This is a genomic window from Microbacterium sp. NPDC055455 (assembly GCF_053619935.1).
Window position 1 is genome coordinate 487,916 of record NZ_JBSHLB010000001.1, and the last position, 14,248, is coordinate 502,163.

Below are 14,248 nucleotides of genomic sequence, written 5' to 3' on the forward strand. Positions count from 1 at the left end.
CCGGACCTCAGCCGGCCGCGGGCGGATTCTCGTCGGGGTGCAGCGTGCTGAAGAACGAGTACGTGTCGCCGTCGGGGTCGGGACCACGCTCCTTGAACTCGTTGACGAGCTCGTACAGCCGGTGCTGGAACTCCTCCCGGTGCTCGGCGGTGAGCTTGAGGCCGAGCCAGGTGGTGTCGAGGTCGTCGGGATCGACGCCCTCGATCTGCTGCAGGAACGTCTCGATCAGCACAGGCGAGCCGCCCGGCATCGACGTGCGCCACGACAGCCCGGTCGCGCGATACGGCACCTCGCGGGCGCCCTGCGCGCCGCTGCGCTCGGGCTCGGCTGCGAGGTATCCGGTCTGCACGAGGGTGCGCACGTGATGCAGCATCGTGCCGGGGTTCATGCCGAGCAGCTCGGCGAGCTCCTTGTTGGTGCGCGACTCGAACGCGCACAGTCGCAGCACGCGCAATCGCAGCGGCGAGCTCAGCGCACGCATGCGGGCCTCGGCCTCGGGATCCCCCGCGCGCAGTTCGATGCGCTCCTCGCCGGCGTCCGCCATGCCCTCAGCGTACAAGAGTGATTGACAGTCCTCAATCAGTCGCTCAGACTGATTGACATGTCCCAATCAGACGAGCCGGCGGTGGCGGACGACATCGACGACGGCGTGCGCGCCGAAGCTCGCGCCGAAGCGTCCACCCCCGTCTCGCGCGCCAGCGCCGAGGGCGCGGTGGAGGCGGATCAGGATGCCGCCGCCCCCGCCGCCGCGCGCGCCGCGGCGGCGAAAGGCTCGCTGTGGCGGGACCGCAACTTCCTCACACTGTGGGGCGGCCAGGCCTTCAGCCAGTTCGGCGCCCAGATCACCGAGCTCGCGATCCCCGTCCTCGCCGTGATGGCGCTGAACGCCACCGAGTGGGAGGTCGGCCTGCTGAACGCGGCGCAGGTGGCGGCCTTCCTCGTGGTCGGCCTCCCCGCCGGCGCCTGGATCGACCGCATGCGCAAGCGCCGCGTGATGATCTGGGCCGACCTCTTGCGCGCCGTCGCCCTCGCCTCGCTGCCGGTGCTCGCGATCCTCGGCGTGCTCGAGATCTGGCACATGATCGTCGTCGCCCTCGTCATGGGCGTCGCGACCGTCTTCTTCGACGTCTCTTACCAGAGCATCATCCCGTCGCTGGTGCGGTCGAACCAGATCGCGGAGGCGAACGGCAAGCTGCAGTCGACGTACGAGCTCGCCAACATCGCCGGCCCCGGCATCGGCGGCTGGCTCATCGGCGTGCTCACGGCGCCGCTGGCGATCCTCGCGACCGTCGCGACCTACCTCGTGTCGTTCGTGGCGCTGCTCTTCACCCGCGACCACGAGCAGCTGCGGCCCCCCGAGGACCGCAAGCCGCTCGTCCACGAGATCGGCGAGGGCCTGCGGTGGGTGTTCGGCAACCCGCTGCTGCGACGGATCGTCGGCACCACCGGCGGGGGGAACTTCTTCGGCACGATCGCCACCACGCTTCTGCCGATCTTCCTGCTGCGGGACCTCGGATTCACGCCCGAGATGCTGGGGCTGGTCTTCTCGGTGGGCGCGATCGGCGGCGTCGTGGGCGCCATCGCCACGCCGCGCATCGTCGCCCGGCTGGGTGAGGCCCGCGCGATCCCGGTCAGCGCCATCGCGTTCTGCGTCGCGCCGTTCTTCCTGCCCGTCGCGTCGCTCTTTCCGGCGCTCGCCTTCCCGTTCCTCGCGGTGCAGGGCTTCATCATGAGCTTCACGGTCCTGCTGTACAACATCACGCAGGTGACGTTCCGCCAGCGCATCACCCCGCCGCGGCTGCTGGGCCGCATGAACGCGTCGATCCGGTTCGTCGTGTGGGGAGTCATGCCCATCGCCGCACTGCTGGCCGGCGCACTCGGCACCTGGATCGGCACGGTGCCGACGCTGTGGATCGCGGCCGCCGGTCAGCTGCTGGCGTGCCTGTTCGTGGCGATCGGCCCGTTCTGGCGCATGCGGGAGCTGCCCGACGCGCACGCCGAGCACACCGCGCCTCTCGAGAAGCGGGCGGACCGCACCGAGGACTGACGGAAGATCCGGATGCCGCGGCCCGTCGTGCAGGGGCGGGTCGCGGCATCCGCCCTGCCGTCGCCTGCAGGGGCGGGTCGCGGCATCCGTATCCCAGGTCCGAAGATCTGGCAATCCGATGCGTTCCGGCGTCCGGGCATGCTTAGGTTGCTCCATGACGGCCCGCATCGTCTCGATCGGCACGGCGGTTCCTCCGACCCGCATCCAGCAGGACGACGTCCGCGCTCTCTTCGCCGCGCAGGACGGCGTGGACCGGCTGACGCGGCGGCGCATCCAGGCCGTGTTCGACGCGTCGGCCATCGAGCGCCGCCACACCGTCGTCGACGAGCTGGCGGCCCTGCCCGGCGTCCTCGACGATTCCCCCGAGCGCACCTTCCTCGGCGCGGACGGACTGCTTCGTTCCCCCACGACGGGCACCCGCAACGACCTCTACACGCGCCTCGCACCGGGGCTCACGGCCGCGGCCGCGCGTACCGCGCTCGCCGACAGCGGGATCGAGGCATCCGCCGTCACACACGTCGTCACCGTCTCGTGCACCGGGTTCTTCGCCCCCGGCCCCGACTACCGGCTGGTCCGCGACCTCGGGCTGCCCACGACGGTGGAGCGCTGCCACCTCGGGTTCATCGGGTGCGCGGCGGCGCTCCCGGCGCTGCGGGTCGCGACCGCCCTCGCGCACACGCGGCCCGACGCCGTCGTGCTGGTGGTGTGCGTGGAGCTCTGCTCGCTGCACGTGCGCGCGTCGTCGGACCCGCAGCAGATCGTCGCGGCATCCGTCTTCGCCGACGGCGCGGCCGCTGCTGTCGTCACGGCAGACGCGGAGATCGGGCGTCCGGGCGGGCTGGAGCTCGAGCGATTCGGGACGGCGCTGACCGACGAGGGCGAGACCGACATGGTCTGGACCATCGGCGACAACGGGTTCGAGATGGTGCTCTCGGCGGAGGTGCCCCGCATCATCGGGCGGGAGATCCGCGGCGCGGTGACGCGCTTCGTCGGCGACGGCGAGCCGCCCGCGGCGTGGGCGGTGCACCCCGGCGGTCGCAGCGTGCTCGACCGGGTCGAGGCGGGGCTGGAGCTCGCCCCCGACGCCCTCGCCGCCTCGCGCACCGTGCTGCGCGAGTACGGCAACATGTCGAGCGCCACGATCCTGTTCATCCTGGCGGCGCTGCTGCGCGACGACGCCCTCGCCGACGGGACGCGGGTCGCGGGGCTCGCCTTCGGTCCCGGCCTGACGGTGGAGTCGGCGCTGCTCACGCGACGGCGGCCCGCCGGCCTGGAGGTCGACCGGGGGTCGCTCGCCATGGCGGCCACGGCATGATGGCGGGCGTCGCCGGGGGCTCGGGGGCTGCGGGGAGCGTGGCGTTTGCGGCGAGCGCGGGGGTTCGGGCGTGAGTCTCGCCGTCCGCGACGAGCGGCTCGCCGAGATCATGGACGACCCCGCGTGCGACCCGGAGCGCCTGCGCGCGACGCTGCAGCGCTTCGAGACCGTGAATCGGCTGATCTCGGGATGGGGCACCGTGTACCGCACCATGCTGCGGCCGCACCTCGCCGGACTGGGGCGGCCCGCCCGCGTGCTCGACATCGGGTCGGGTGGCGGCGATCTCGTCGCGCGGCTCGCGTCCGCCGCGCGGAGCGACGGCCTCGACGTGTCGTGGGTCGGCGTCGATCCTGACGCCCGCGCGCACGAGGTCGCGGAGTCGCGCGAGCCGATTCCCGGGGCGACGTTCCGATGCGCGGATGCCGCGACCCTCGTCGACGAGGGCGATCCGTTCGACGCCGTGCTCTCGAACCACGTTCTGCATCATCTCAACGGTGACCTCGAGCGGTTCGCGGCCGAGTCCCGCGCGCTGTCGAGCGGGATCGTGCTGCACAGCGACATCGCCCGCTCCCGCGTCGCCTACGGACTGTACGCCGTCGGGATCACGCCGTTCCAGGCGGGCACGTTCCTGCGCACGGACGGGCTGCGCTCCATCCGCCGCAGCTACACCCCCGGCGAGCTCGCGGCGCGCCTCGACGACGCCGACCCCGGCGCATGGACCGTGCGGATCCCGGTGCCCTTCCGACTCGTCGCCGCAGCGCAGGGCGATGGCTGACGTCGTCGTCGTCGGGGCCGGGCCGGTGGGCATGCTGCTCGCCGGCGCGCTGCGGCGGCGAGACATCGACGTCGAGGTGCTCGAGCGGCGCCCCGCCGCGGGGGACGGAACGCGGGCCATCGGCATCCATGCACCCGTGCTGTCGACCCTCGAGGCCTCGGGCGTGACGGATCGCCTGCTCGCGCACGCGGTCCGGGTGCACCGCGGGGAGGCGCGCTCGAACGGGCGGCTGCTCGGCACGGTGCGGTTCGACCGGCTTGCGACCCGCTTCCCCTTCGTGGCGACGCTGCCCCAGGCCGCGACCGAGGCCGTGCTCGCGGCCGACGCGCCGGAGCCGCTGCGGGGGGCGAACGTCATGGCGGTGCTGCCGCGCGCGGACGCCGTGGTGGTGCGCGCGGGCATCGGCGGCCGCCCCGTGGAGCTCGAGGCGAAGCTCGTCGTGGTCGCGGCGGGCGCGGGCGGGCGCGACCTCGTCTACCGGCCGGGCGCCGTCGGGCGGCGGGATTACCCCGACCGCTATCTGATGACGGATGCCGCCACCGGCACCCGCACCGACCCCGACGTCGCGGTGGTGCATTTGGACCGGGACGGCGTGCTGGAGTCGTTCCCCCTCCCGGGTGGCTCGCGACGGTTCGTGGCGTGGGACGACCCTCGCGCCGACGACGACCCCGCCGCTCAGGCGCAGCGGCTGCGCGACGCGCTCGCCCGCCGCGGCGAGCACGCCGCGGCGGACGCGGTGCAGACGGCGACGGCCTTCGGCGTGCGCCGGGTCGTGGCGCCCCGGCTGCGCAACGGGCGCATCTTCTCGATCGGCGACGCCGCGCACGAGGTCAGCCCGATCGGGGGCCAGGGCATGAACCTCGGCCTGCTCGACGCCGCGACGCTGGCACCGCTGCTCGCCTCGTGGGTGACGACCGGCTCGGCGCCCGACGTCGAGCTGGCGCGCTGGGAGACGCGGCGCCTGCGCTCGGCCCGCCTGGCCGCGGCGCTCGCGTCGATGAACACGGCGCTCGGCCGGCCGCTCCGTGCCGCCGACGCCGCGCGGAGGGCGGGGGTGCGGGCGATGCTCGCGCCGCCGTCGGCGCCGCTCTTCGCCCGCGCGTACGCCATGGGCTTCGACGCGGACGCCGAACGAGGGTGGAGCCGCGGATGAGCGCTGTTCCCCCGGCATCCCGTCGCATCGAGCTGACGCTGCACAAGCCCTGGTTCGCGCTCTACGCCGGCGTCAAGCCGACGCTCGTCATCGACGGGCGCGGCCAGCCGACGCAGTGGGGCCTCGGCACGTGGCAGGTCCCCGCCGACCGGACCGTGACGCTCGGCGTCTTCCTCTTCAACCGGCTCTGGCGCTTCGGCCAGGCCGAGTTCACGCTCGAGCCGGACGACCCGCCGGCCGTGGTGTACCGGGCGCCGGTGCTGCCCTTCACCGCCGGCCGGATGCGCACGCCGACGAACAGACCCGCGTAGTCCCGGCGCGGGCCGTTCCCGGGCACCGTGAGCGAGCGCGCACGCCGCTACTCGGTGACGCGCACGCCGCTGGCCGCGCTCTCGTTCCAGACCCGGTCGAGGGCGGTGACCGCGTACGTGTACACCGCGCCGGGCTCGGCGGTCGCATCGACGAAACGCTGCACCACCCCGGGCTGCGCGCGCCGTGTGGCAACGAGGTGGGCGGCATCCTCGGTGTCGATCGCGGCGACCTGGCCGTCAGCACGATAGACGGCGAAGGACGTCGCGCGGGCGCTCGGGGGTGCGGCATCCGACCACTGCACCGTGACTCCGCCCGCGCCGTGCACGGCGTTCGCGAGCACGGGCGTGCGAAGGTCGCCGGCCGGCAGCCACGGCATCGCCGGCACGATCGCCGGACGCGAGTAGTGGTCGGCGCGCACGATCGACATCGACCCCTTCGGGTCGGCGGGCACGTGCTTGGCAGAGAAGTACACGTTGCCGTGCACGGGGGCGCGCGTCGCGTCGATCTCGCGGTCGAACGTCAGATGGTTCGAGAGCTCGGCCGGATCGGTGAAGACGCCCGAGGTCACCTTGTAGAGCGCCTCGCCGATGTAGAGGTGCGTGCCCGATGTCGCCGCCACGTCGGCCCACCACGGCACCAGCTTCGCGTAGTCCGCGACCGCGAGCCCGAACTGCCAGTAGATCTGAGGGTTGATGTAGTCGAGCCAGCCCTCGAGCACCCACTTGCGGGTGTCGGCGAACTGCATGTCGTACGACTGCGAGCCGCCGGTCTCGGAGCCGAGCGGGTCGGTCGTGCGGTTGCGCCAGATGCCGAACGGGCTGATCCCGAACTTCACCCACGGCTTCAGCGCCTTGATGCGCTGAGAGACCGAGTGCACGAACGTGTTCACGTTGTGGCGCCGCCAGTCGGCGATGTCCGCGAAGCCCGCGCCGTGCGCGGCGTAGGTGGCGGCATCCGGAATCGTCTGCCCGGCCACCGGGTAGGGGTAGAAGTAGTCGTCGAAGTGCACGCCGTCGATGTCGTAGTTCTCGACCGAGTGCAGGATCGCCTGCTGGATGTGCTCCTGCGCCTCGGGCAGGCCCGGGTCGAAGTAGAGCTTGCCGCCGTACGCCCAGATCCAGTCCGGATGCACGCGGGCGGGGTGGTCGGGCACGAGTGCCGAGGGGTCGGCACCCATCGACACCCGGTAGGGGTTGTACCAGGTGTGCAGCTCGAGGTTGCGGCGGTGGGCCTCCTCGACGATGAACGCGAGCGGGTCGTAGCCCGGGTCGCGACCCTGCACGCCGGTGAGGTACTGCGACCACGGCTCGAGCGGGCTCGGCCAGAACGCGTCGGCGGTGGGGCGCACCTGCACGAACACCGCGTTCAGGTGGAACTGCTCGGCGACATCGAGCCAGTGGAGGAACTCGGCCTGCTGATCGGCGGCGCTGAGCCCGGTGCGCGACGGCCAGTCGATGTTGACGACCGACGAGATCCACATCGCCCGCAGCTCGCGCTTGCGCGGTGCGAGGGCGGATGCTTCGGCTCCCGCGGTCGCGGCGAGCGCCGGGGCCGGGCTCAGCGTGCCGATCGTGACGGTGAAGGCGGATGCCGCGGCGCCCGCGACAGCGAGGGTGAGGAAGCCGCGCCGGTCGAGGCCGGGCGAGAGCTGGGGTTCGTGGGGCGTGCGGTCGAGGGGCATCGTCGATCCTCCTGGTCGGTTCGTTCTGGAAGATACTTCCAGAACCTGTCCGATATGTGAAGGGTTGCTTCCGGACGGCCCTCAGGCGGCGAGCGCCTCTCCGGAGGCGACGAGCTGCACCGCGAGCAGCAGGGCGGCGAGCATGACCAGCCGGAACAGCAGCCGGCTCGGCGGACGCGTGGCCGCGAGCCACGCGGTCGCGCCGGCGAGGACGACGACCGCGGTGAAGAACACCCACGACACCGGCCGCACGGCGGCGAGGTCTCCTCCGGCGGCGCCGAGCAGCACCGCGACTGCGCCGCCCACGACGCCGACCGCCGCGACGATGGCCGAGACGCGGGGGCCGAGCCGGTGCGGCAGGCCGCGCACGCCCGTGCGCGCGTCGTCGTCGAGGTCGGGCAGCACGTTGGTGAGGTGCACGGCCGCCCCGAGCGCGGCGCCCGCGATCCATGCCCACCCCGGCGCGAACGCCGGGTCGGGCGCCGCCAGTGTCGCCAGTGATGGGAAGAGCCCGAAGCTCACGAGGAACGGCACGATCGACCACGGCGTGGACTTCAGCCCGGCGTTGTACGCCCACGCCGAGCCGAGGGTGAGGGCGTGCGCCGCCAGCATCCGCCATCCGAGCGGTGCCGACAGCACGAGGGCCGCGGCGAGCAGTCCCCCGGCCGCGCCCCACGCCACGCCGAGCCGGACGTCGCCCCGCGCGAGCGGCTTGTCGGCGCGGCCGACCTCCCGGTCGCGCGCGGCGTCGAGCGCGTCGTTGGAGATGCCGATCGACAGCTGGCCGGCGAACACCGCGAGCGTCAGCAGCACCAGCCGCCACGGCTCCAAGCCGGTCGCGATCCCCAGCGCCAGGGCGAGCGCCGTCACGACGAGGGTCGGCCCAGGATGCGACGAGCCCCACAGGGCGCGGACGGAGCGCATCCTCGATGCTCTCACGCCCCGCCCCTCGGGCGCGGCGGCGGGCCCGGCTGGCTACGGCGAGCGCCTCGGCCAGCGGCATCCGTCCCCCTCCACGCCGGCGAAACACCACAGACGCGACGGGGCACCACGGGATCGGGCGGTGTCTCGTCGCGTCTGCGGTGTCTACCCCCGCGCCGCCGCACACCGCGCCCCGCGCCGCGAGGCGCCCGGCGTCAGTCGTCCAGCAGCTCGGCCTCGATCACGTCGTCGTCCTCGGCCACCGGCGGGGCGGATGCCACGGGGCCGTCGCTCGTCAGCACGAGCTGCGAGCCGTCGGCCGCCACGTCGACCCGGACGATGTCGCCGTCGCGCACGCCGCCCGACAGCAGCGCCATCGCGAGGCGGTCCTGGATCTCGGACTGGATGAGGCGGCGCAGCGGCCGGGCACCGAACACGGGGTCGTAGCCGCGCTCGGCGAGCCACGCGCGCGCGTCGGGCGTGACGGCGAGGGTCAGGCGGCGGTCCTTCAGCCGCCGCTGCAGGGCGTCGACCGTGAGCTCGACGATCTGGGCCAGGTCGTCCTCGCTGAGCGCCGAGAACATCACGACGTCGTCGAGGCGGTTGAGGAACTCCGGCTTGAACGCCTGCCGCACGATCGCCATGACCGACTCGCGCTTCTGCTCGAACGACAGCGTCGGGTCGATGAGGATCGGCGAGCCGAGGTTCGAGGTGAGGATCAGGATCACGTTCGCGAAGTCGACCGTGCGGCCCTGGCCGTCGGTGAGACGCCCGTCGTCCATGACCTGCAGCAGCACGTCGAACACCTCGGGGTGGGCCTTCTCGACTTCGTCGAGCAGCACCACCGAGTAGGGGCGCCGCCGCACGGCCTCGGTGAGCTGACCGCCCTGCTCGTAGCCGATGTAGCCGGGAGGGGCGCCGACCAGGCGCGAGACGGTGTGCTTCTCGCCGTACTCCGACATGTCGATGCGCACCATGGCGTGCTCGTCGTCGAAGAGGAAGTCGGCGAGCGCCTTCGCCAGCTCGGTCTTGCCGACGCCGGTGGGACCGAGGAACAGGAACGACCCCGTCGGACGACCCGGGTCGCTGATGCCGGCCCGGCTGCGGCGCACCGCGTCGGCGACGGCCTTCACCGCCGACTTCTGGCCGATGAGGCGCTTGCCGAGCTCGCTCTCGAGATGCAGCAGCTTCTCGCTCTCGCCCTGCAGCAGGCGCCCGACCGGGATGCCGGTCCACGCCGCGATGACGGCAGCGATGTCCTCGTCGGTGACCTGCTCGTTGACCATGCGGTCCTCCGACGACGCGGCCTCGGCCTGCTCGGCCTGCGCAATCTCGACCTGGAGGCGCTTGATCGTCTCGTACTCGAGCTTGGAGGCGCGCGTGTAGTCCGCCTCGCGCAGCGCGCGGTCGCGGTCGATGATCGCCTGGTCGAGCTGCTTCTTCAGCTCGCCGACCCGGTTCAGGCTCGCGCGCTCGCGCTCCCACCGCTTCTCGAGCTCGGAGAGCTCCGCCTCGGCGGTGCCCATCTGCTCGCGCAGCTTCGCCAGCCGCTCCTTCGACGCGGGGTCCTTCTCCTTCTTGAGCGCCAGCTCCTCGAGCCGCATGCGGTCGAGCTGACGGCGCAGCTGGTCGATCTCGAGCGGGCTCGAGTCGATCTCCATCTTCAGGCGGCTCATCGCCTCGTCGATCAGGTCGATGGCCTTGTCGGGAAGCTGACGGGAGGGGATGTAGCGATTGGAGAGGGATGCCGCGGCCACGAGCGCGCCGTCGCTGATGGTCACTCCGTGGTGGGCCTCGTACCGGCCCTTGAGCCCGCGCAGGATCGCCACGGTGTCCTCCACCGACGGCTCGCCGACGTACACCTGCTGGAAGCGACGCTCGAGGGCGGCATCCTTCTCGATGAACTCGCGGTACTCGTTGAGGGTGGTGGCGCCGATGAGGCGCAGCTCGCCGCGTGCGAGCATCGGCTTGAGCATGTTGGATGCGGCGACCGACCCCTCGCCGCCGCCCGCGCCCATCAGCACGTGCAGCTCGTCGATGAACGTGATGATGCGTCCGTCGGACTCGGTGATCTCCTTGAGGACGGCCTTCAGCCGCTCCTCGAACTGGCCGCGGTACATCGCGCCCGCGACGAGCGCGGAGATGTCGAGCGTCACGAGCTCCTTGTTCTTGAGGGACTCCGCGACGTCGCCCGCGACGATCCGCTGGGCGAGGCCCTCGACGACGGCGGTCTTGCCGACGCCGGGCTCGCCGATGAGGACGGGGTTGTTCTTCGTGCGGCGGGTCAGCACCTGGCTGACGCGCCGGATCTCGCTGTCGCGCCCGATGACGGGGTCGAGCTTGCCCTGGCGGGCGCGGTCGGTGAGGTTGATCCCGAACTGCTCGAGGGCGCTCTGCGCGTCCTCCTGCCCGGGCTGCTGCGTGGCGTTCATCTGTCTCCTGAAATCTTGGGACCCGACTTCGCAAAGTTGAGTCGTTGTGACTCAAGTTTACCAGCGCATGCCGACGAGCGCCAGCACCGCTCGGCGCTCAGCGTTCCCGCAGCTCGTCGCGCGCGTCGTCGTACGCCGCGCGGAGGGTCTCGCCGACCCACTCGGAGCCGCGGTACACGTTGCGCTCGCCGATGATCGCGGTGAGACCGCCGGCGTCCAGCTGCGAGATGACCCGATCCGTGGTCGCGACGATCTTGAGCGTCGAGCCGGCATCGCGCAACTGCGCGGCGAACCGCCGCAGCACCTCGACATGCGACAGCCCGATCTCGTCCGTTCCCCGCAGCCGCACGACGACCACCGAGCCGCTGGACTCCCGACTGACGTCCGGCAGCTGACGCTCGAACACCGGCGCGCTGGCGAAGAAGAGGCTGCCGTACGGCTGGAGCACGAGCACCTCCCCCGCCGGGACGACCGGGGGCGGGTCGCTCTCGCGCATGCGCCCGTCGGGAGACAGGTGCACCGCGCGCACCCGCACGCTGTTGGACTGCTCGGCGACGTAGAGGATCACGCCGAGCCCGACCCCCACCAGCACCGCGAACTGCAGCGGGATGATCAGGGTGAGGCCGAAGGTGACCGCCATGACAGTGGTGGGCAGCGCGCCCGATTTCATCACCGAGTACACGCGGCTCGGTTTGATGGCCCGCCAGCCGACCACGATCAGCAGGCCGGCGAGGGCGGGCATGGCCACGAACGCGACGACATCGGCCGCGAGGAAGACGACGAGCGCCATGACGACGCCCGCGATGAAGAGCGCCATCCGCGACTTCGCGCCGGCCTGCACGATGAGCGACGAGCCCGACATCGACCCGCCCACGGGCATGCCCTGGAACAGCCCCGACACCACGTTGCCCAGCCCCTGCCCGAGGAAGTCGCGGTTGGCGTCGGCGCGCTTCCCGCTGGGAGTGGGGATCCCCGCCGAGACCGCCGCGCCCTGCACGAGCCCGATGAAGGTCAGCGAGAGCGCGGGGATGAGCAGCGACGGCACGTCGGCGATGCTGGGCAGCACCGGCGCCGGCAGGCCCCGCGGCACGTCGACGATGTCGCGCAGCAGCACGACCTCGCCGCGCACCCAGAGGTTCAGCACCACCGCGCAGACCGATCCGACGACGACGGCGATGACGAGCCCCATGCTGCCGACCCGCGTCGGCAGCAGCACCACGATCACGAGCACCGAGATCGTGCCGACGACGAGCGAGGGGATATTCCACTGGCCGATGTGCACCAGCACGTCGAGTGTCTTGAGCAGCCGGTTGGCGCCCTCCGCCTGGTAGCCGGTGAAGTTCGACAGCTGGCCGAGGACGATGTTGACGCCGATGGCCGTGACGAAGCCCGTCATCACCGCGGTCGGCACGAAGCTGATCAGGCGCCCGCCGCGGAGGAGCCCGGCGATGGCCATGATGATGCCGGTGAGGATCGCGAGCGTGAAGAGGCCACGGCCGGGGTCGGGCAGCCGGTCCAGCTCGGCGTCCGAGACGACCAGCGCCATGGCGCTGGTGGCCTGGACCGCCATGAAGGCGCTGCTGGTCAGCGCGGCCGCGCCCACCATCCCGAACAGGTAGCCGTAGAGCCCGGCGAGCGGGTTCACGCCGGCGAGCAGACCCGCCGCCAGCCCGTCGGGCACCGCCTCGACGCCGAGGATCACCCCGGCGACGGCATCCTTGCGGAGAGTCGCGCGCGAGAACCACGTGCGCGGGTCGAGCGCCATTCGCCCACGGTAGCGAAGGCCATCGCCCTGTGGTCGGGCCGACCCCCGGTCGGGGAGCCGCCGGCCGAATTTCACGCGACCTGCGTGACGAAAGCCCTTCCCAGCCTTCTCTCAGGATCACTAACGTGTCGATCGAGGCAGGGCTCACCGTCGCCTCGCGTCTCCGTCCGGCACCTCGCCGCCACGAAAGGACCCTCACATGACCGACAACGACACCACCGTCACGGGATGGGTGGGCTGGGGCGTCTTCGCCGCCGTGGTCCTCATCATCGCCGGCACGATCGACGCCTTCCACGGCCTCCAGGCCCTGATCGGCCCCGACACCGCGTTCTTCGTCGGCGAGTCGGCGCTGTTCTCCCTCGACATCCAGTCGTGGGGCTGGTGGCACCTCATCATCGGCCTGCTGCTGATCCTGACCGGTATCGCGCTGCTCACCGGAGCGACGTGGGCGCGGGTCGTGGCCATCATCCTCGTCTCGCTCAACGCGATCGGTCAGCTGACCCTCATCGCCGCGCAGCCGTGGCTGTCGCTGGCGGTCCTCGCGCTCGACGTCCTCGTGATCTACGCGCTCACGGTCCACGGTCGCGAGCTGAAGGGCTACGCCCGCTGAGCCGCGCCCGGCACGCCTGACGCCCTGCGCGTCAGGCCACCGGCTCGAGAACGGATGCCTCGGCCACCGCTTCGGCGGAGGCCGGGGCATCCGTCATCGCGGCGTCGCCGCACTCCTCGTCGAGGTTGCAGGCGAAGCGTGCGCGGTACGCCGTCGGCGTGATGCCGAGCACGCGCGCGAAGTTCTGCCGCAGCACGGCGGCCGAGCCGAAGCCGGACTCGTACGCGATGCGGTCGAGCCCGAGGTCGGTCTTCTCGAGGAGGCGCTGCGCGTGGATGATGCGCTGACGCGCGAGCCACGCGGCCGGCGTCGCGCCATGGTCGGCCTTGAAGCGGCGGGCGAACGTGCGCGGCGACATGTGCGCCTTGGCGGCGAGCTGGTCGACGGTGAGCTCGAGACGCAGGTTGTCGAGCATCCAATCGGTCACCGGCGCGAGCGAGAGGGAGGTCGTCGCCGGCAGCGGGTTGGCGATGAACTGCGCCTGTCCGCCGTCGCGCTGCGGCGGCACCACCATGCGGCGGGCGATGATGTTCGTCAGCTCGGCGCCGAGCTCCTGGCGCAGCAGGTGCAGGCACGCGTCGAGGCCGGCGGCCGTGCCGGCGCTGGTGATGATGCGGCCGTCCTGCACGTAGAGGACGTCGGGGTCGACGTCGATGGACGGGTACATCTCCTTCATCTTCTGCGCGTACATCCAGTGGGTGGTCGCGCGTCGCCCGTCGAGCACCCCTGAGGCGGCGACGACGAACGACCCGCTGCAGACGCTGAGCACCCACGCGCCGCGGGCGACCGCCGCGCGGATCACGTCGAGCACGCGCTCGTCGATCCGGCCCCAGTACTGATGCGGAACCGGCGACACGACGACGAGGTCGGCCTCGTAGGCGAAGGACAGGTCCTCATGGACGTTGATCGAGAAGCCCATCTTGGACTCCACGACCCCGGGATCGGGAGTCACGACGCGGAAGTCGAAGCTGGGGATGCCGTCCTCGGAGCGGTCGAGGCCGAAGGCCTCGCACGCGACGCCGAACTCGAACGGGGCGAACCCGTCCGTCACGATGCAGGCGACCGTCTTCATCTCGATCCCTCGTCTCATCTCGTTCGCCGCGCCGATCAGGCGTGGCAGTTTTCGTTCGTTGTATGTCTATCCTGCCACTCGTGGCAGTTACAACGCAAGCGTAGCGTTTCTGCCATGTTCATGGTGATTCTCATCTCAGCCCTGTCCGTGGCGGCCATCGGGTCG

The 14,248-nt window shown here is 71.8% G+C and carries 12 protein-coding genes; 6 read left to right on the forward strand and 6 right to left on the reverse strand.

The window, feature by feature from the left end; translation table 11 throughout:
• Positions 1–7: 7 nt before the first annotated feature.
• Entirely contained in the window at positions 8–544 is a 537-nt protein-coding gene (locus ACWGUG_RS02090) for an ArsR/SmtB family transcription factor (protein ID WP_452323677.1), read from the reverse strand.
• A 57-nt stretch (positions 545–601) separates the two neighbouring features.
• On the opposite strand from ACWGUG_RS02090, the gene ACWGUG_RS02095 reads away from it, so the two are divergent.
• From ACWGUG_RS02095 to ACWGUG_RS02115, 5 genes are all read left to right on the forward strand, one after another.
• Positions 602–2,047, forward strand: coding sequence for an MFS transporter (locus ACWGUG_RS02095; RefSeq protein ID WP_452323678.1), 1,446 nt, complete (start codon positions 602–604; stop codon positions 2,045–2,047).
• 154 nt (positions 2,048–2,201) lie between these two features.
• Positions 2,202–3,362: a type III polyketide synthase gene (locus ACWGUG_RS02100; protein ID WP_452323679.1), complete on the forward strand. Its 1,161-nt coding sequence runs from the start codon at positions 2,202–2,204 to the stop codon at positions 3,360–3,362.
• A gap of 70 nt (positions 3,363–3,432) precedes the next feature.
• The gene (locus ACWGUG_RS02105) at positions 3,433–4,137 is read left to right on the forward strand and encodes a methyltransferase domain-containing protein (RefSeq protein WP_336394184.1); all 705 of its coding nucleotides are present in this window, start codon (positions 3,433–3,435) and stop codon (positions 4,135–4,137) included.
• Entirely contained in the window at positions 4,130–5,290 is a 1,161-nt protein-coding gene (locus tag ACWGUG_RS02110) for an FAD-dependent oxidoreductase (protein WP_452323680.1), read from the forward strand. The genes ACWGUG_RS02105 and ACWGUG_RS02110 overlap by 8 nt, the downstream gene beginning before the upstream one ends.
• A complete protein-coding gene (locus ACWGUG_RS02115) occupies positions 5,287–5,601 on the forward strand; it encodes a hypothetical protein (RefSeq protein WP_452323681.1) in 315 nt (104 codons plus the stop codon). The genes ACWGUG_RS02110 and ACWGUG_RS02115 overlap by 4 nt, the downstream gene beginning before the upstream one ends.
• Before the next feature lie 47 nt (positions 5,602–5,648).
• Here the strand turns inward: ACWGUG_RS02115 and ACWGUG_RS02120 are convergent, their stop codons facing one another.
• The 4 genes from ACWGUG_RS02120 to ACWGUG_RS02135 form a co-directional block, all read right to left on the reverse strand.
• A complete protein-coding gene (locus ACWGUG_RS02120) occupies positions 5,649–7,283 on the reverse strand; it encodes a glycoside hydrolase family 10 protein (RefSeq protein ID WP_452323682.1) in 1,635 nt (544 codons plus the stop codon).
• 81 nt (positions 7,284–7,364) lie between these two features.
• The gene (locus tag ACWGUG_RS02125; RefSeq protein ID WP_452323683.1) at positions 7,365–8,207 is read right to left on the reverse strand and encodes a UbiA family prenyltransferase; all 843 of its coding nucleotides are present in this window, start codon (positions 8,205–8,207) and stop codon (positions 7,365–7,367) included.
• A 212-nt stretch (positions 8,208–8,419) separates the two neighbouring features.
• On the reverse strand, positions 8,420–10,636 hold the full coding sequence (locus ACWGUG_RS02130) for an ATP-dependent Clp protease ATP-binding subunit (RefSeq protein ID WP_336394179.1): 2,217 nt from the start codon (positions 10,634–10,636) through the stop codon (positions 8,420–8,422).
• Positions 10,637–10,733: 97 nt separating this feature from the next.
• Positions 10,734–12,401, reverse strand: a complete 1,668-nt coding sequence (locus tag ACWGUG_RS02135) for a SulP family inorganic anion transporter (RefSeq protein ID WP_452323684.1) — start codon at positions 12,399–12,401, stop codon at positions 10,734–10,736.
• Positions 12,402–12,600: 199 nt separating this feature from the next.
• Between ACWGUG_RS02135 and ACWGUG_RS02140 the strand changes: the two genes are divergently transcribed.
• Entirely contained in the window at positions 12,601–13,011 is a 411-nt protein-coding gene (locus tag ACWGUG_RS02140) for a DUF7144 family membrane protein (protein WP_336394177.1), read from the forward strand.
• A 31-nt stretch (positions 13,012–13,042) separates the two neighbouring features.
• Here ACWGUG_RS02140 and ACWGUG_RS02145 read toward each other — a convergent pair whose 3' ends face one another.
• Entirely contained in the window at positions 13,043–14,083 is a 1,041-nt protein-coding gene (locus ACWGUG_RS02145) for a GlxA family transcriptional regulator (protein ID WP_452323685.1), read from the reverse strand.
• Between the last annotated feature and the right edge of the window lie 165 nt (positions 14,084–14,248).

Bases quoted from the DNA above. Each gene is read 5' to 3' on its own strand.
- ACWGUG_RS02090 (WP_452323677.1), bottom strand. From the start codon at position 544: ATGGCGGACGCCGGCGAGGAGCGCATCGAACTGCGCGCGGGGGATCCC.
- ACWGUG_RS02095 (WP_452323678.1), top strand. From the start codon at position 602: ATGTCCCAATCAGACGAGCCGGCGGTGGCGGACGACATCGACGACGGC.
- ACWGUG_RS02100 (WP_452323679.1), top strand. From the start codon at position 2,202: ATGACGGCCCGCATCGTCTCGATCGGCACGGCGGTTCCTCCGACCCGC.
- ACWGUG_RS02110 (WP_452323680.1), top strand. From the start codon at position 4,130: ATGGCTGACGTCGTCGTCGTCGGGGCCGGGCCGGTGGGCATGCTGCTC.
- ACWGUG_RS02115 (WP_452323681.1), top strand. From the start codon at position 5,287: ATGAGCGCTGTTCCCCCGGCATCCCGTCGCATCGAGCTGACGCTGCAC.
- ACWGUG_RS02120 (WP_452323682.1), bottom strand. From the start codon at position 7,283: ATGCCCCTCGACCGCACGCCCCACGAACCCCAGCTCTCGCCCGGCCTC.
- ACWGUG_RS02125 (WP_452323683.1), bottom strand. From the start codon at position 8,207: ATGCGCTCCGTCCGCGCCCTGTGGGGCTCGTCGCATCCTGGGCCGACC.
- ACWGUG_RS02130 (WP_336394179.1), bottom strand. From the start codon at position 10,636: ATGAACGCCACGCAGCAGCCCGGGCAGGAGGACGCGCAGAGCGCCCTC.
- ACWGUG_RS02135 (WP_452323684.1), bottom strand. From the start codon at position 12,401: ATGGCGCTCGACCCGCGCACGTGGTTCTCGCGCGCGACTCTCCGCAAG.
- ACWGUG_RS02140 (WP_336394177.1), top strand. From the start codon at position 12,601: ATGACCGACAACGACACCACCGTCACGGGATGGGTGGGCTGGGGCGTC.
- ACWGUG_RS02145 (WP_452323685.1), bottom strand. From the start codon at position 14,083: ATGAAGACGGTCGCCTGCATCGTGACGGACGGGTTCGCCCCGTTCGAG.